This is a genomic window from Streptomyces sp. NPDC033180, assembly GCF_055577645.1.
In genome coordinates, this window is record NZ_JBVIPU010000008.1 from 110,140 (window position 1) to 126,607 (window position 16,468).

Sequence of the window (16,468 nt, forward strand, 5' to 3'; positions counted from 1 at the left end):
CCCCACAAAAGGGGCATCCCCGGTTGGTCGTTCCAAGGGGGGCACGGTCGCCGGTAAGGTGGCGTGCACTGTCTAAGCTCCGTGCGGTCCTGCCGTGCGGTTTTTCTGACTGATACGTATTCGTCGATCCTCAGACCACTACCTCTGACGCACGCGCGCGGGGGTCGCAGGAGGCACCGTGCTCACCGCGTTCGCCCGGGCGTTCAAGACGCCCGACCTGCGCAAGAAGCTGCTCTTCACTCTCGGCATCATCGTGATCTACCGGCTCGGAACGCACATTCCGATCCCGGGCGTCAGTTATAAAAACGTCCAGGTATGTATGGACCAGGCCAACTCCAACCAGGGGTTGTTCGGTCTGGTCAACATGATGAGTGGCGGGGCGCTGCTGCAGATCACGATCTTCGCGCTCGGCATCATGCCGTACATCACGGCGAGCATCATCCTGCAGTTGCTGACTGTGGTGATCCCGCGGCTCGAGGCCCTCAAGAAGGAGGGGCAGGCCGGCACGGCGAAGATCACGCAGTACACGCGTTATCTCACCGTCGCGCTCGCGATCCTCCAGGGCACCGGTCTCGTGGCCACCGCACGCACGGGCTCGCTCTTCTCCGGGTGCCCCGTCGCCACCGAGATCGTGCCGGACCAGTCGATCTTCGTGACCGTGACCATGGTCATCACGATGACCGCGGGCACGGCCTGCGTCATGTGGCTCGGTGAGCTCATCACCGACCGCGGCATCGGCAACGGCATGTCGATCCTGATGTTCATCTCGATCGCCGCGACCTTCCCGAGCGCCCTGTGGGCCATCAAGAAGCAGGGCTCCCTGGCGGGCGGCTGGATCGAGTTCGGCACCGTGATCGCGGTCGGTCTCGTCATGGTCGGCCTGGTCGTCTTCGTGGAGCAGGCTCAGCGCCGCATTCCGGTCCAGTACGCGAAGCGCATGATCGGCCGTCGGTCCTACGGCGGTACGTCGACGTACATTCCGCTGAAGGTCAATCAGGCGGGCATCATCCCTGTGATCTTCGCCTCTTCGCTGCTCTATATCCCCGCTCTTGTCGCCCAGTTCGCGGGTGGCAACTCCGGGTGGAAGCAGTGGATCGAGGCGAACCTGACCAAGGGCGACCACCCGATTTACATCGCGACGTACTTCTTGTTGATCGTGTTCTTCGCCTTCTTCTACGTGGCTATCTCGTTCAACCCCGAGGAAGTCGCGGACAACATGAAGAAGTATGGTGGCTTCATCCCGGGCATCCGGGCTGGCCGTCCGACCGCTGAGTACCTGAGCTACGTACTCAACCGGATCACGTGGCCGGGCTCGCTGTATCTGGGTCTGATCGCTCTCGTACCGACGATGGCGTTGGTGGGCTTCGGCGCGAACCAGAACTTCCCGTTCGGCGGGACAAGCATCCTGATCATCGTGGGTGTGGGTCTGGAGACCGTGAAGCAGATCGAGAGCCAGCTCCAGCAGCGCAATTACGAAGGGTTCCTCCGCTGATGCGAATCGTCCTCGTCGGGCCGCCCGGTGCGGGCAAGGGAACGCAGGCCGCGTTCCTCGCCAAGAACCTGAAGATCCCGCACATCTCCACGGGCGACCTCTTCCGCGCCAACATCAGCCAGGGCACGGAGCTGGGCAAGCAGGCGAAGGCGTTCATGGACGCCGGCAACCTCGTTCCTGACGAGGTCACCATCGGCATGGCCCACGACCGCATGACGCAGCCGGACGCCGAGAACGGCTTCCTGCTCGACGGCTTTCCGCGGAACGTGTCGCAGGCCGAGGCCCTGGACGAGTCGCTCAAGACGGACGGCCAGAAGCTCGACGCGGTGCTCGACCTCGAGGTCCCCGAGGACGAGGTGGTCAAGCGCATCGCCGGCCGCCGCATCTGCCGGAACGATTCCAGCCACGTTTTCCACGTGACGTACAGCAAGCCGAAGACCGAGGGCGTCTGCGACGTCTGCGGCGGCGAGCTCTACCAGCGCGGTGACGATCAGGAAGAGACCGTGCGCAAGCGTCTCGACGTGTACCACCGCGAGACCGAGCCGATCATCGACCACTACAAGGCCCAGGGCCTGGTGGTCACGATCTCCGCGCTCGGCAAGGTGGACGAGGTCACCAAGCGCGCGATGGACGCCCTCAAGGGCGACAAGTAGCCAGTACGCTGTTTCGGCCGCGGTGCCCCTCGGGGGACCGCGGCCGTACTGTTGTGTAGGTAGCCGGTTGTTGGACGGATGACGGAGAGCGGAAGCCCCATGGTGCAGATCAAGACCCCCGAGCAGATCGCGAAGATGCGTGAGGCGGGCCTTGTCGTCGCCGCCATCCACGCCGCGACGCGCGAGGCGGCGGTGCCGGGTGCCACCACGAAGGACCTGGACGACGTCGCTCGCAAGGTGATCGCCGAGCACGGCGCGAAGTCCAACTTCCTCGGGTACGGCGGCTTCCCCGCGACGATCTGCACATCGGTCAACGAGGTCGTCGTACACGGCATCCCGGACGACAAGACCGTCCTGAAGGACGGCGACATCATCTCCATCGACGCGGGCGCGATCATCGAGGGCTGGCACGGCGACGCGGCCTACACCGCGTTCGTGGGCACCGGTCACGCTCCGGAGCTGATCGAGCTCTCCCGGGTGACCGAGGAGTCGATGTGGGCCGGCCTGGCCGCCATGAAGCAGGGCAACCGGCTCGTGGACATCTCCCGCGCCGTCGAGACGTACATCCGCCGCCAGCCGAAGCCCGGCGGCGGCAAGTACGGCATCGTCGAGGACTACGGCGGCCACGGCATCGGCACCGAGATGCACATGGACCCGCACGTCCTGAACTACGTCGAGCGCCGCCGCGGCAAGGGCCCCAAGCTGGTCCCCGGCCTCTGCCTGGCCATCGAGCCCATGGTCTCCCTCGGCACGCCCCGCACGGAGGTCCTGGAGGACGACTGGACCGTCATCACGACGGACGGCACGTGGTCCTCGCACTGGGAGCACACGATCGCGCTGACGGAGGAGGGGCCGCTCGTGCTGACCTCTCCGGACTGCGGCCGGGCGAAGCTGGCGGAGTACGGGGTCACTGTGGCGCCCGATCCGCTGGGCTGACCCTGTTCGTGTCGTTGCTTAAGGATCTTGAGCGTGGGGCAGACTTCCTCGATTCGTCTTTCCGGGGTGCCTGACGTAGACTGACTCGTCGGCTCTCGTGCATCCGTGTGCCTGCATACGGCGTACGAAGTCGATCAAGGTAGTCGATTCGAAGGGCAAAGCGTGGCCAAGAAGCAAGGTGCCATCGAGATCGAGGGCACTGTCGTTGAGTCTCTTCCGAACGCCATGTTCAAGGTAGAGCTCCAGAACGGCCACCAGGTCCTGGCACACATCAGCGGCAAGATGCGCATGCACTACATCCGCATCCTCCCTGACGACCGGGTCGTGGTGGAGCTGTCTCCTTACGACCTGACGCGTGGCCGGATCGTCTACCGGTACAAGTAGATCTTGCCCGCACCCCATTCGCGTGGGGTGATGGCACTGACCCGGAGAACCTCACCAATGAAGGTCAAGCCGAGCGTCAAGAAGATCTGCGACAAGTGCAGGGTGATCCGCCGTCACGGCCGGGTCATGGTTATCTGCGACAACCCGCGCCACAAGCAGCGCCAGGGCTGACGCACGACTGCAGTTCGCAGATTTTCGCGCGACGCACGTAAGCACATGTGCAGGACCCGTCCCTCTTCAGTAATGGAGGGCGACACCCCCGGTCGGAGGCCGGGGACCCAGGATGTACCTCGTACGGCACCTGGGAACGGTCCTGCTGAAGACCTCCGAAAATCAACAGGAGCCTTGAATGGCACGCCTTGAAGGTGTTGACCTCCCGCGCGAAAAGCGTGTCGAGGTCGCCCTCACGTACGTGTTCGGCATTGGCCGCACGCTGTCCCAGCAGACGCTGGACGCCACCGGTGTGGACCGCAACACCCGTGTTCGTGATCTGTCCGAAGAGGACCTGATCAAGATCCGCGAGTACGTGGACGCCAACATCCAGACCGAGGGTGACCTCCGTCGCGAGATCCAGGCCGACATCCGCCGCAAGGTCGAGATCGGCTGCTACGCGGGTATCCGTCACCGTCGTGGTCTGCCCGTCCGCGGTCAGCGCACCAGCACCAACGCCCGCACCCGTAAGGGCCCGCGTCGCGCCATCGCCGGTAAGAAGAAGCCGGGCAAGAAGTAGTCCTCAGCGGTCGATCGACAGCTGTCGCTGCAGGACCGACCACCTCGCGTAGGAGTTAATAGATGCCCCCCAAGGGTCGTCAGGGCGCTGCCAAGAAGGTGCGCCGCAAGGAAAAGAAGAACGTCGCTCACGGGCACGCCCACATCAAGAGCACGTTCAACAACACCATCGTCTCGATCACGGACCCCACGGGCAACGTGATCAGCTGGGCCTCCGCCGGCCACGTCGGCTTCAAGGGCTCGCGCAAGTCGACTCCGTTCGCCGCGCAGATGGCCGCCGAGTCGGCCGCGCGTCGCGCCCAGGAGCACGGCATGCGCAAGGTTGACGTCTTCGTCAAGGGTCCGGGTTCCGGTCGTGAGACCGCCATCCGTTCGCTGCAGGCGACCGGCCTCGAGGTCGGTTCGATCCAGGACGTCACGCCGACGCCGCACAACGGCTGCCGTCCCCCCAAGCGCCGTCGCGTCTGACGCACGTCGCTTGACCCAGGGATTTTCGGTCGGTGCGGCTCCTCGGAGCCGTACCGCCCGTACCCTTGTACTGCATATACATCGGGCTACCGCCCGGTGGCATCAGGGCATCAAATAGTGGGTGCCCCTGAGCTGAAGGAAAACACTTCATGCTGATCGCTCAGCGTCCCTCGTTGACCGAAGAGGTCGTCGACGAATTCCGCTCCCGGTTCGTGATCGAGCCGCTGGAGCCGGGCTTCGGTTACACCCTCGGCAACTCCCTGCGTCGGACCCTTCTCTCCTCGATCCCGGGTGCGGCCGTCACGTCCATCCGCATCGACGGTGTCCTGCACGAGTTCACCACCGTGCCGGGTGTCAAGGAAGACGTCACCGACCTCATCCTCAACATCAAGCAGCTGGTCGTTTCCAGCGAGCACGATGAGCCCGTCGTGATGTACCTGCGCAAGCAGGGTCCCGGTCTCGTCACCGCCGCTGACATCGCCCCGCCCGCCGGTGTCGAGGTGCACAACCCCGACCTGGTCCTCGCCACGCTCAACGGCAAGGGCAAGCTGGAGATGGAGCTGACCGTCGAGCGCGGTCGCGGCTACGTCTCCGCCGTTCAGAACAAGCAGGTCGGTCAGGAGATCGGGCGCATCCCGGTCGACTCGATCTACTCGCCGGTCCTGAAGGTCACGTACAAGGTCGAGGCCACGCGTGTCGAGCAGCGCACCGACTTCGACAAGCTGATCGTCGACGTCGAGACCAAGCAGGCCATGCGCCCGCGTGACGCCATGGCGTCCGCCGGTAAGACCCTGGTCGAGCTGTTCGGTCTGGCCCGTGAGCTCAACATCGACGCCGAGGGCATCGACATGGGCCCCTCGCCGACGGACGCGGCCCTGGCCGCTGATCTCGCCCTGCCGATCGAGGAGCTCGAGCTCACCGTTCGGTCGTACAACTGCCTCAAGCGCGAGGGCATCCACTCCGTGGGTGAGCTCGTGGCCCGCTCCGAGGCGGACCTGCTCGACATTCGCAACTTCGGTGCGAAGTCGATCGACGAGGTCAAGATGAAGCTCAACGGCATGGGCCTCGCGCTGAAGGACTCGCCTCCCGGCTTCGACCCGACCGCTGCGGCCGACGCCTTTGGCGCCGACGACGACGCGGACGCCGGCTTCGTGGAGACCGAGCAGTACTGATGAACTGCCCGGGGGCGTCCGCTCCCGGGGCCCTGACCCCGGTACCTGATACGGCCGGGGCAGATCACTAGGAGAAACACCATGCCGAAGCCCACCAAGGGTGCCCGTATGGGCGGCAGCGCCGCGCACGAGAAGCTTCTGCTTGCGAACCTCGCCAAGCAGCTCTTCGAGTACGGCCGCATCACCACCACCGAGGCGAAGGCCCGTCGTCTGCGTCCCTACGCGGAGCGTCTGGTCACCAAGGCGAAGAAGGGTGACCTTCACAACCGCCGCCAGGTGCTGTCCGTCATCACCGACAAGAGCATCGTGCACACGCTCTTCACGGAGATCGGCCCGCGCTACGAGAACCGCCCGGGTGGCTACACCCGTATCACCAAGATCGGTAACCGTCGTGGCGACAACGCGCCCATGGCTGTCATCGAGCTGGTGGAGGCCCTGACCGTGGCCCAGGAGGCCACCGGTGAGGCCGAGGCGGCCACGAAGCGTTCCGCCAAGGACGCCGAGGTCTCCGAGCCCAAGGTCGACACGACCAAGGGTGACGAGGCTGCCGAGGAGTCCAAGGACGAGTCCAAGGACGCCTGAGGCTCTGCCTTGCTGTGAGCGGGTCCGCCCTTCGGGGCGGGCCCGCTTTCGCGTGCACCTGGTGCTGAGAGGATTGTTGGTGTGAGTGATGAAGTAGAGCCCGGGTTCGTGCGGGTGCGGCTCGACCTTTCGTACGACGGCAAGGACTTCTCCGGCTGGGCCAGGCAGAAGCAGGGGCAGCGGACCGTCCAGGGCGAGATCGAGGCCGCGCTGCGGACCGTGACGCGGTCGCAGGAGACGTATGAGCTGACCGTCGCCGGGCGGACCGACAGCGGCGTGCACGCGCGGGGGCAGGTCGCTCATGTCGATCTGCCCGAGGGGGTGTGGGCCGAGCACAGTGACAAGCTGCTGCGCAGGCTCGCCGGGCGGCTGCCGCACGACGTGCGGGTCTGGAAGGTGGCCGAGGCTCCCGCGGGGTTCAACGCGCGGTTCGCGGCCGTGTGGCGGCGTTACGCCTATCGCGTCACCGATCACCCGGGCGGCGTCGATCCGCTGCTGCGCAGTCATGTGCTGTGGCACGACTGGGAGTTGGACCTCGACGCTATGAACGCCGCCGCCGAGAAGCTTCTCGGAGAGCATGACTTCGCTGCTTACTGCAAGCGGCGCGAGGGTGCCACCACCATCCGTACGCTCCAGGAACTGCGGTGGGAGCGGCGGCCGGACGGGATTCTCGAAGCCACCGTTCGGGCCGATGCCTTCTGCCACAACATGGTGCGCTCGCTCGTCGGCGCCATGCTGTTCGTGGGCGACGGCCACCGTCCCGTCGAGTGGCCCGCCAAGGTGCTGGCCGCCGGGGTGCGGGACTCCGCCGTGCATGTCGTGCGGCCGCACGGGCTGACCCTTGAGGAAGTCGGTTACCCCGCCGACGAGCTGCTCGCCGCGCGCAGCAAAGAGGCCCGCAACAAGCGGACGTTGCCCGGCGCCGGGTGCTGCTGAGCCCCGGCTGCCGGAACCCCGGCCGGCGGACTACTGGGGGGCGTTGGCCGCGGCGGAGGCCTGTGCCTCGCCCCGCCGGTTGATCTGGCCGAAGGCGAAGCGGGCCAGGTCGTCGCCGGTCGTGTAGACCTTGCGCTCCTTCGTGGTGACGTCCTTGTCGCTGGTGAAGCCGGACGTCGTGAAGTAGGCGTAGCGGCCGTACGCGTTGTAGGTGCCGCGGCAGACCGCCGTACGGCAGAAGGCGGGCACGCCCTTGCCGGACAGGGAGAGGACCAGGCCTTCCTTCGCCTGGTCGTTGACCTTGGCTGCCTGGGCCGCGGTGTCGAAGACGGCGACGCCGACCGTGACGGCGATGTTGTCCTTCACGTAGCTGGCGCGGAAGAGCTGCGTGCAGTCGTTCTTGGTGAGGACCGCGCCGAGCTTGGCCTGGGTGACGCTCGCGCACTTCTTCGTGCCGCTGGTGGCGCCCTTCTTGTAGACGCGGTCGCCCGAGGTCAGCGACTTGCCGGGGAAGAGCGTGTCGGCGCTGAGCGGCGCCTTGTCCTTCTTGGCGCTGGAGATGAACTCCTTGGGGTCCGGCGGTGGCGGCGGCGTCGTCGCCTCGAAGGACGGACCGGGGTTCTCGCTGGCGCCGGGTATGTCCGCGGTCGAGGGCAGCTCGCTGGCCGGTTTGTTCGACGCGGAGGTGTTGTCGCTGTTCGCGGAGACGACCGCTACGGCGACGGCGGCCGCGACCACGACGGTGGCGAGCGCGCCGCCGCCGATCATCAGCCATTTCCGGCGCCGGGTGCGCGATTCGGACGCCTCGGCGAGCGCCGCCCAGTCAGGGGTCTGTGAATCCCCTGGACCCCACTGAGGTCCCCCTTGCCCAAAGCTCATGCGCCGCATCTTAGACGGGGAGTTGGGGATGTTGAGCAGGGGTCGGGGGAGGCAGCGGACCTAGCCTGATTCCTATGAATACGGGCAAAGTAGCTGTTAGTGGGTGGTTGCTGCGGCCGGTGACCTGGCACGCCTGGGCGGCGCTCGGGGTCGTGCTGCTCGCCGCGGTCGTCCGGGTTGGGCTGAAGAGCTCGGGCGGAGGGATGGACAACGCCATCGTGGTGCGGGCCGCCGAGGCGTGGCTGGAGGGGCGTTCGCCCTATGCCGACAAGCATTTCCTCTATCTGCCGGGCGCCGTGCTCGCCGCGGTGCCGCAGACGCTGCTCCCGCAGTCCGTCGTGCGCTTCCTCGTCCCGGCGGGGGTCGCGTCCTCGCTCGTCTTCGGGTGGGGGTGCGCGCTGCGGATCTACGGGGTGCGGTGGCGCAGCCGGTTCGCGGTCCTCGGGCTCCTCGCGCTCGCGGTGGGGTTCGCGCCGTTCGTGCATCTCATCAAGCTCGGGAACTGGACCGTGGCGTCGGCGGCCGCGCTGCCGCTCGCGCTGCTCCTCGTATGCCGGGGGAGGTGGGTGGCCGCGGGTCTGGTGATCGGGGCGGCCGTCGCCGTGAAGCCGCTGCTCGTGCCGGTGGTGCTGCTCTTCGTCTTCGCCCGGCGGTGGCGGGCGCTCGGGGGCGCGGTGCTCGTGCCGGCGGTGGTGTCGGCGGTGACGGCGCTCGCGATGCCGGATCCCGCGGGGTTCTTCACGCGGACGCTGCCGTTCCTGCTGCGGGGCGACGACAGCTTCGTACGGCTCTACGAGGCGTCGCCCGCCGCTGTTCTGCCGCGGCTCGGGGTGCCGCAGGGGGCGGCGACGCTGCTGGCCCTGGTGGCCGCGGGGGCGGGGGTGTGGTGTGCGTGGCGGCGCTGGCGGGGCGGTGGGGGGTCGCCGGAGCAGCGAGTGGTCGAGACGGCGGTGATGCTGATGCTGGCGGCTTTCCTGGTGTCCAGGCCGTCGTACGACCACTATCTGCTCGTCGTCATGCCGTTGCTGCTCGCGGGGGCCCTCGTGCCGGAGGCGGTGGCCCGGGAGAAGTGGTTCTGGCTGGCGCTCGTCCCGCAGATTCCGGGGTTCACCTGGCCCTGGCTCGAACCCGGCACCCGGCGGGCCTTCAGGGACTCCGTGACGCTGTGTGTGCTGGCCTTCACGGTCGCCCGGTCCTGTCTGCGCCCGAGGGCGGTTAACCTGGATGCCGCAGAACCGCCTGAGGCGGTGGAGTCGGCGGTGCCGGTCTCCAGATCCGCGTTTTGACCCGTACGGGGCGGCGCGGGTACTCTCGAGGATTGTTATACGTATTGGCTTCGTCGTTCTCACGCGAAGGGCCCTTACGTAAGGTTCCCTGGAGCAGTTACCAGTGGCTCGCATACGGGCAGCGTCCCCGGCATTGTGAGCCCCAGCTGCATGATCGCTTCCGGGATGCCGTGTGTCTGGACCCCATCCACTGAAGAAGCGAAGGCTACGAAGTGCGTACGTACAGCCCCAAGCCCGGCGATGTGACCCGCCAGTGGCACGTCATTGACGCTCAGGACATCGTCCTGGGCCGTCTGGCGACCACTGCCGCCAACCTCCTGCGGGGCAAGCACAAGGCGATCTACGCGCCCCACATGGACATGGGCGACTTCGTCATCATCATCAACGCCGACAAGGTTCACCTGTCCGGCAACAAGAAGACCCAGAAGATGGCGTACCGCCACTCCGGCTACCCGGGTGGTCTGCGTTCCGTCCGCTACGACGAGCTTCTTGAGAAGAACCCCGAGAAGGCCGTCGAGAAGGCCATCAAGGGCATGATCCCCAAGAACACCCTGGGCCGTCAGATGCTCTCGAAGCTGAAGGTCTACGCGGGCGACCAGCACCCGCACGGCGCTCAGCAGCCGGTCCCGTTCGAGATCACCCAGGTCGCGCAGTAGTTCCGGCCACCACCCCCAAAGACGTAAGAAATTCTGAGGAGAATCGTGGCCGAGACCACCGTTGAGCAGCCGGTCGAAGAGACCGAGGTTGTTGACGTCGAGCAGTACACCACCGAGTCCGAGGCGCCCGTCGAGGGCGAGTACACCTCGGAGTCGAACGCCGCGCGCTTCGGCGACCCGCAGCCGGCCGCCGGCCTGGGCCGTCGCAAGAACGCCATCGCGCGCGTCCGGATCGTCCCGGGCACCGGCAAGTGGAAGGTCAACGGGCGTACGCTCGAGGACTACTTCCCGAACAAGGTCCACCAGCAGGAAGTCAACGAGCCCTTCAAGGTGCTCGAGCTCGACAACCGCTACGACGTCATCGCCCGCATCTCGGGTGGCGGCGTCTCCGGCCAGGCCGGTGCGCTCCGTCTCGGTGTCGCCCGTGCGCTGAACGAGGCCGACGTCGACAACAACCGCGCCGCCCTCAAGAAGGCCGGTTACCTCAAGCGTGACGACCGTGCGGTCGAGCGCAAGAAGGCCGGTCTCAAGAAGGCCCGCAAGGCTCCGCAGTACAGCAAGCGCTAATCTGCCTGCTTGTACTTTTCGTTCGCCCCGGCGGCACGTTGTGTGCTGCCGGGGCGTTCGTTTATCGGGAACCCTGGTGATCCTGGCGATCCCGGGTCGGGACCCCGGTCACCCCGGGGTAGAAGTCCGGAGGAGGACAGCAGTGGGACGACTCTTCGGCACGGACGGCGTGCGCGGTGTCGCCAACGCGGATCTGACGGCCGAGCTCGCGCTCGGGCTCTCCGTGGCGGCGGCTCATGTGCTCGGCGAAGTGGGCACGTTCGAGGGCCATCGGCCGGTCGCGGTGGTCGGCCGGGACCCCCGCGCGTCAGGGGAGTTCCTGGAGGCCGCGGTGGTCGCCGGTCTCGCGAGCGCGGGCGTGGACGTCCAGCTCGTCGGTGTGCTGCCCACCCCCGCGGTGGCGCATCTCACCGGTGCGCTGGGCGCCGACCTCGGCGTGATGCTCTCCGCGAGCCACAACGCCATGCCGGACAACGGCATCAAGTTCTTCGCGCGCGGCGGCCAGAAACTGGCCGACGAACTGGAGGACCGCATCGAGTCCGTGTACGAGGAGCACCGCACCGGCGCTCCCTGGCAGCGCCCCACGGGCGCGGGCGTCGGCCGCGTGCGGACGTACGACCAGGGCCTCGACCAGTACGTGGCGCACCTCCTCGGTGTGCTCCCCAACCGCCTCGACGGACTGAAGATCGTCCTCGACGAGGCGCACGGCGCCGCCGCCCGTGTCTCGCCCGAGGCGTTCGCGCGCGCCGGTGCCGAGATCATCACGATCGGCGCCAAGCCGGACGGCCTGAACATCAACGACGGCTGCGGGTCCACGCACCTGGACCTGCTCAAGGCCGCCGTCGTCGAGCACGGCGCCGACCTCGGTGTCGCGCACGACGGGGACGCGGACCGCTGCCTCGCCGTGGACCACACCGGAGCCGAGGTCGACGGGGACCAGATCCTCGCCGTCCTCGCGCTCGCCATGCGGGAGCACGGCACGCTGCGCGAGGACACCGTCGTCGCGACGGTCATGTCGAACCTCGGCTTCAAGCTCGCCATGGAGCGCGAGGGCCTCTCCCTCGTGCAGACCGCCGTCGGCGACCGTTACGTCCTTGAGTCGATGAAGGAGCACGGCTTCGCTCTCGGCGGCGAGCAGTCCGGGCACGTGATCATCCTCGACCACGCGACCACGGGCGACGGCACCCTGACGGGGCTTCTGCTCGCGGCACGCGTCGCCGAGACCAAGCGCAGCCTCGCGGAGCTCGTCGGGGTGATGGAGCGGCTTCCGCAGGTCCTGATCAATGTGCCCGACGTCGACAAGTCGCGCGTCACGACCTCCGCCGAGCTGACGGCCGCCGTCGCCGAGGCCGAGCGTGAACTGGGCGCCACGGGCCGGGTGTTGCTGCGCTCCTCCGGCACGGAGCCGCTGGTGCGCGTCATGGTCGAGGCCGCCGACATCGACCAGGCCAGGTCCGTGGCCGGCCGGCTCGCCGACGTGGTGAAGTCCGCGCTCGGCTAGGACAGCCGGGCCTTTCTGGCCGTACGTTCGTGCTGCCTGGCCCAGAGAACCTTCTGGGCCAGCAGCGTGAGGGTGCCGGCCAGGACGATGCCGAGCAGGTTGAGCAGAAGCTGCTCGGTGGAGCCCCACGCCTGCTTGTACTCGTCGTAGCTGAAGGCGACGGCGGCGTTCGCCGCGGCCGGGACCGTCGTCACGGAGATCGCCACGCCCACCAGCGCGCCCGACTTGGCCGAGGTGAGCGAGAGCGTGCCCGCCGAGCCCGCGAGGACGGCCACGACGAACGAGAACCAGTCGGGGCGGTAGATGAAGTTCGTGTTCGGGCGCTCCGACTTCAGGGCGTCGTCACTGAAGAGGTTCATCGCGTCCATGAAGTAGCTGAAGCCGACGGTCACCACCATCGCCGCCGCGAAGCCCACGAGCAGCGCGATCAGCGAGCGCAGGGCCAGCCGCGGCGCGCGCTGGACGAGCGCGGTGCAAAAGCCCGCGAGCGGGCCGAACTCCGGGCCCACCGCCATCGCTCCCACGATCAGGATCGCGTTGTCCAGGACCACGCCGCAGGCCGCGATCATCGTGGCCAGCGTGATGAAGGCCACGTACGTGATGGAGAGCGTCGACTCCTCGTGGGTCGCGTCGCTGAGCTGCTCCCACAGGACCGCGTCCGCGCCCTCGCCCGGCGCGTCGGCCTCCGCCCTGTCCGCACGCCTGGAGAGCGAGAGGTCGATGTTCTCCAGGGCGATCGAGCCCGACTTGTCGATGCCGATGGCGCGCAGGCCGGCGATCAGCGTGTCGCCCGCCTCACGGGCGACATCGCACATCACGACGTCGCCCGCGGGGTTGCGGGCCGCGCCCGGCACGACGGCCAGGTGCGTGGCGCCGACCGTCTCCTCGATCAGGCGCACCACATCGTCAGTCTTGTCCGCCGGGGTGATCAGGCGCAGATGCAGCATGCGCGCAGGGTATCCGGGGGCCGCCGGGGGTCACAGTTTGCGCAGGCTCAGCTTCTGCACCTTGTGGTCGGGGCCCTTGCGGATGACCAGGGCGGCCCGGCCGCGCGTGGGGGCCACGTTCTCCAGGAGGTTGGGCTTGTTGATGGTCCGCCAGGTGGTGCGGGCGTAGTCGAGTGCCTCCTCCTCCGAGACCTGGGTGTACTTGCGGAAGTACGAGGAGGGGTCCTTGAACGCCGTGGCGCGCAGCTTCTTGAAGCGGTTCAGGTACCAGCGCTCGATGTCCTCGGCGCGCGCGTCCACGTACACGCTGAAGTCGAAGTAGTCGGCGAGGCCCACGCGGGTGCGGCCGTCCTTGCCGGGCAGGGCCGGCTGGAGGACGTTGATGCCCTCGACGATGAGGATGTCGGGGCGGCGGACCGTCAGGCGCTGGTCCGGCACGATGTCGTAGATCAGGTGGGAGTAGACGGGCGCCGTCACCTCGTCCTTGCCCGCCTTGATGTCCGCCACGAAGCGGGTCAGGGCCCTTCTGTCGTACGACTCGGGGAAGCCCTTCCTGGACATCAGGCCGCGCGCCTCCAGCTCCCTGGTGGGCAGCAGGAAACCGTCGGTCGTCACCCGCTCCACACGTGGGTGCTCGGGCCAGCGGGAGAGCAGGGCCTGGAGGAGGCGGGCGACGGTCGACTTGCCGACGGCCACCGACCCGGCGACTCCTATGACGAAGGGCGTGCCCGACTGGGAGCCCTTCTCGCCGAGGAAGGTGTTGAGGGCGCCGCGCAGGCCGTCCGTGGCCCCTACGTAGAGGTTCAGGAGGCGGGAGAGCGGCAGATAGATGTCCCGCACTTCGTCCAGGTCGATGACATCACCCAGGCCGCGCAGCTCCTCCAGCTCGGCGGCGGTCAGCGGAAGCGGAGTCTTGTCACGCAGGGCGCTCCACTCGGTGCGGGTGAGGTCGACGTAGGGAGTCGCCTCCGGCCTGTGCCGGTGGGCGCTCCGCGGGGTCGTCGGGGGTACGGAGACCGAAGAGATCACAGTCCATTGTTACGGCTGTTTGAACGGGCCGGAGGGTGGGGTGCGTCACCCCCTGCGGGGCTTGGAGGGGTAGGGGGCCCCAGCTCGTAGGCTGCTGCTCGTGATTATTGGGGTCGGAATCGACGTGGCCGAGATCGAGCGGTTCGAGGCGGCGCTTGAGCGCACGGCCGGGATGGCCGGGCGCCTGTTCGTGGAGCGGGAGTTGCTGCTGCCGAGCGGGGAGCGGCGCGGGATCGCCTCGCTGGCCGCGCGTTTCGCGGCCAAGGAGGCGCTGGCCAAGGCCCTCGGCGCCCCTGCCGGGCTGCGGTGGACGGACGCGGAGGTGTACGTCGAGGGGAGCGGGCAGCCGCGGCTGCGGGTGAAGGGGACGGTGGCTGCGCGGGCGGCGGAGCTGGGGGTGCGGTCGTGGCATGTGTCGTTGAGCCATGACGCGGGGGTGGCTTCTGCTGTGGTGATCGCTGAGGGGTAGGCGGGGGTGCGGTGCCTGTGTGTGGGGGGGAGTGGGGGGGGCGGGGTTTGCGGCCGTGTCGAGTTATGACGCGGGGTGGCTCTGCCGGGGCGATTGCTGTCTGCCGGGGTGATTGCTGAGGGGTAGGCGGTGTTCGCTGCGCGGGGTGACACTCGGGGGTATGCGTATTGCGTATCCGGTGGAGACGGTAAGGGCCGCTGAGCGGGAGTTGATGGCGCGGGTGCCGGAAGGTGCCCTGATGCAGCGGGCGGCGGCCGGGCTCGCTGTGGTCTGCGCCGAGGTGCTGGGCAAGGTGTACGGCTCCCGGGTCGTGCTGCTCGTGGGCAGCGGGGACAACGGCGGCGACGCGCTGTACGCCGGGGCGCGGCTCGCCCGGCGTGGGGCCGGTGTGTCCGCGGTGCTGCTTTCGCCCGAACGGGTGCATGGGGGTGGGCTTGCGGCCTTTCGGGCGGCTGGGGGGCGGGTCGCTGCGCGCGAGGGCGTGGACGGTGTTGCTCGGGGGATTCTCCGCAGGGCCGATCTTGTCGTGGACGGGATCGTGGGCATCGGGGGGAAGGGCGGGCTGCGGGACCCGGCATCGGAACTGGTGGGTGCGGTCCGGGATTTGGGTACCCCCGTGGTCGCCGTCGATCTGCCGAGCGGGGTCGACGCGGACAGCGGGGTGGTTACCGGCGAGGCGGTGCGGGCCGATGTGACGGTGACCTTCGGGGCGTACAAGCCGGGGCTGTTGATCGATCCGGGGCGGGAGTACGCGGGTGTGGTGCGGCTCGTCGACATCGGGTTGGAGATGGGTGAGGCCTGGGGTGGTGGAGAGGTCGAGGCCCTTCAGTACGCCGATGTGGCCTCGCTGCTGCCGATGCCGACCGGGGAGAGCGACAAGTACCGGCGGGGCGTTGTGGGGATCGTCGCCGGGTCCGCCCGGTATCCCGGAGCGGCGGTGCTCTCCGTGGCCGGGGCGCTGCGGGGCGGCGCGGGGGCCGTGCGGTACGTGGGGCACGCGGCGGACGCCGTCATCGCACGCTTCCCGGAGACCCTCGTCTCCGCGGGGCCGCCGTCGAAGGCGGGGCGGGTGCAGGCGTGGGTGGTCGGCCCTGGGCTCGGGGACGACGCCGAGCGGCTCGCGGACGTGGTCGGCGCCGATGTGCCCGTGCTGATCGACGCGGACGGGCTGCGCCTCGTCGACGCGGCGGCCGTGCGGGGGCGGAGCGCGCCTACGTTGCTCACGCCGCACGCGGGGGAGGCGGCTGCGCTGCTGGGGGTCGCGCGGGAGGAGGTCGAGCGTGGGCGTCTCGCCGCTGTGCGGGAGCTGGCGGGGCGGTACGGGGCGACGGTGCTGCTCAAGGGCTCCACGACTCTGGTCGCGGGCCGGGAGGGCGGTGCGGTGCGGGTCAACCCCACGGGGACGCCCTGGCTGGCCACCGCGGGCAGCGGGGACGTCCTCTCGGGGCTCGCGGGGGCGCTGCTCGCGGCCGGCCTCGGCGCGCGGGACGCGGGGTCGGTGGGCGCGTATCTGCATGGCCTCGCTGGGCGGCATGCGGCGGATGGGGCGCCGGTGGGGGCGCATGACGTGGCGGAGGCGATTCCTGCGGCTTGGCGGGACGCGCGGGGGGACTAGCGTCCGGCTTGGCGGGGGTAGGTGGCTGCGCGGGGGCCCTTGGGTGCGGTGCGGGCTGCGGGTGCGTGCGGCTGCGGGTGCGTGCGGCTACGGGAGCGTGCGGCTACGGGAGCGTGCGGCTACGGGACTGGTCCGCCTTCGGGTGCGGGGCCGCGCCGGTATGTTCG

General features: G+C 68.5%; 19 protein-coding genes. 16 read left to right on the top strand and 3 right to left on the bottom strand.

What is annotated here, in order from left to right; translation table 11 throughout:
• The first annotated feature begins 178 nt into the window (after positions 1 to 178).
• The 10 genes from secY to truA all read left to right on the top strand — a co-directional run bounded on the left by secY (position 179) and on the right by truA (position 7,352).
• On the top strand, positions 179 to 1,492 hold the full coding sequence (gene secY / locus ACZ5WE_RS22365) for a preprotein translocase subunit SecY (RefSeq protein ID WP_365823541.1): 1,314 nt from the start codon (positions 179 to 181) through the stop codon (positions 1,490 to 1,492).
• Complete coding sequence (locus ACZ5WE_RS22370) at positions 1,492 to 2,145, top strand: adenylate kinase (RefSeq protein ID WP_361058808.1); 654 nt, start codon at positions 1,492 to 1,494, stop codon at positions 2,143 to 2,145. The genes secY and ACZ5WE_RS22370 overlap by 1 nt, the downstream gene beginning before the upstream one ends.
• Positions 2,146 to 2,244: 99 nt before the next feature.
• Positions 2,245 to 3,081 (top strand): type I methionyl aminopeptidase, encoded by an 837-nt coding sequence (gene map, locus ACZ5WE_RS22375; RefSeq protein ID WP_467691540.1) that lies wholly within the window; start codon positions 2,245 to 2,247, stop codon positions 3,079 to 3,081.
• A gap of 162 nt (positions 3,082 to 3,243) precedes the next feature.
• Positions 3,244 to 3,465 (top strand): translation initiation factor IF-1, encoded by a 222-nt coding sequence (infA, locus tag ACZ5WE_RS22380; protein ID WP_003948620.1) that lies wholly within the window; start codon positions 3,244 to 3,246, stop codon positions 3,463 to 3,465.
• Positions 3,466 to 3,522: 57 nt separating this feature from the next.
• Entirely contained in the window at positions 3,523 to 3,636 is a 114-nt protein-coding gene (gene rpmJ / locus ACZ5WE_RS22385; RefSeq protein WP_003974245.1) for a 50S ribosomal protein L36, read from the top strand.
• A gap of 178 nt (positions 3,637 to 3,814) precedes the next feature.
• Positions 3,815 to 4,195, top strand: a complete 381-nt coding sequence (gene rpsM / locus ACZ5WE_RS22390) for a 30S ribosomal protein S13 (protein ID WP_467691542.1) — start codon at positions 3,815 to 3,817, stop codon at positions 4,193 to 4,195.
• Positions 4,196 to 4,257: 62 nt separating this feature from the next.
• Positions 4,258 to 4,662, top strand: a complete 405-nt coding sequence (gene rpsK / locus ACZ5WE_RS22395) for a 30S ribosomal protein S11 (protein ID WP_003948617.1) — start codon at positions 4,258 to 4,260, stop codon at positions 4,660 to 4,662.
• Positions 4,663 to 4,811: 149 nt separating this feature from the next.
• Positions 4,812 to 5,834, top strand: a complete 1,023-nt coding sequence (locus ACZ5WE_RS22400) for a DNA-directed RNA polymerase subunit alpha (protein ID WP_016645160.1) — start codon at positions 4,812 to 4,814, stop codon at positions 5,832 to 5,834.
• 81 nt (positions 5,835 to 5,915) lie between these two features.
• Positions 5,916 to 6,416, top strand: coding sequence for a 50S ribosomal protein L17 (gene rplQ, locus ACZ5WE_RS22405; RefSeq protein WP_399394205.1), 501 nt, complete (start codon positions 5,916 to 5,918; stop codon positions 6,414 to 6,416).
• Between the two features lie 81 nt (positions 6,417 to 6,497).
• Positions 6,498 to 7,352, top strand: a complete 855-nt coding sequence (truA, locus tag ACZ5WE_RS22410; protein ID WP_467691543.1) for a tRNA pseudouridine(38-40) synthase TruA — start codon at positions 6,498 to 6,500, stop codon at positions 7,350 to 7,352.
• Between the two features lie 30 nt (positions 7,353 to 7,382).
• Here the strand turns inward: truA and ACZ5WE_RS22415 are convergent, their stop codons facing one another.
• Positions 7,383 to 8,231 (bottom strand): hypothetical protein, encoded by an 849-nt coding sequence (locus ACZ5WE_RS22415; RefSeq protein ID WP_467691545.1) that lies wholly within the window; start codon positions 8,229 to 8,231, stop codon positions 7,383 to 7,385.
• 74 nt (positions 8,232 to 8,305) lie between these two features.
• On the opposite strand from ACZ5WE_RS22415, the gene ACZ5WE_RS22420 reads away from it, so the two are divergent.
• The 4 genes from ACZ5WE_RS22420 (at position 8,306) to glmM (ending at position 12,241) form a co-directional block, all read left to right on the top strand.
• Entirely contained in the window at positions 8,306 to 9,517 is a 1,212-nt protein-coding gene (locus ACZ5WE_RS22420) for a glycosyltransferase family 87 protein (protein WP_467691546.1), read from the top strand.
• A 212-nt stretch (positions 9,518 to 9,729) separates the two neighbouring features.
• Positions 9,730 to 10,173 carry a 50S ribosomal protein L13 gene (rplM, locus tag ACZ5WE_RS22425; RefSeq protein WP_361182318.1) on the top strand — a complete coding sequence of 148 codons (444 nt, stop codon included), beginning with the start codon at positions 9,730 to 9,732 and terminating at the stop codon, positions 10,171 to 10,173.
• A 45-nt stretch (positions 10,174 to 10,218) separates the two neighbouring features.
• Positions 10,219 to 10,740: a 30S ribosomal protein S9 gene (gene rpsI, locus ACZ5WE_RS22430; RefSeq protein ID WP_249588321.1), complete on the top strand. Its 522-nt coding sequence runs from the start codon at positions 10,219 to 10,221 to the stop codon at positions 10,738 to 10,740.
• 142 nt (positions 10,741 to 10,882) lie between these two features.
• The gene (glmM, locus tag ACZ5WE_RS22435) at positions 10,883 to 12,241 is read left to right on the top strand and encodes a phosphoglucosamine mutase (RefSeq protein ID WP_467691549.1); all 1,359 of its coding nucleotides are present in this window, start codon (positions 10,883 to 10,885) and stop codon (positions 12,239 to 12,241) included.
• Here glmM and ACZ5WE_RS22440 read toward each other — a convergent pair.
• Entirely contained in the window at positions 12,238 to 13,188 is a 951-nt protein-coding gene (locus ACZ5WE_RS22440) for a DUF389 domain-containing protein (protein ID WP_467691551.1), read from the bottom strand. The two genes, glmM and ACZ5WE_RS22440, sit on opposite strands and share 4 nt — an antisense overlap.
• A 30-nt stretch (positions 13,189 to 13,218) precedes the next feature.
• Positions 13,219 to 14,217, bottom strand: coding sequence for a type I pantothenate kinase (coaA, locus tag ACZ5WE_RS22445; protein WP_467691553.1), 999 nt, complete (start codon positions 14,215 to 14,217; stop codon positions 13,219 to 13,221).
• Positions 14,218 to 14,317: 100 nt separating this feature from the next.
• On the opposite strand from coaA, the gene ACZ5WE_RS22450 reads away from it, so the two are divergent.
• Both ACZ5WE_RS22450 and ACZ5WE_RS22455 read left to right on the top strand, forming a co-directional pair.
• Entirely contained in the window at positions 14,318 to 14,686 is a 369-nt protein-coding gene (locus tag ACZ5WE_RS22450) for a holo-ACP synthase (RefSeq protein WP_361837256.1), read from the top strand.
• Positions 14,687 to 14,846: 160 nt separating this feature from the next.
• On the top strand, positions 14,847 to 16,301 hold the full coding sequence (locus ACZ5WE_RS22455) for an NAD(P)H-hydrate dehydratase (RefSeq protein WP_467691554.1): 1,455 nt from the start codon (positions 14,847 to 14,849) through the stop codon (positions 16,299 to 16,301).
• Positions 16,302 to 16,468 lie beyond the last annotated feature (167 nt).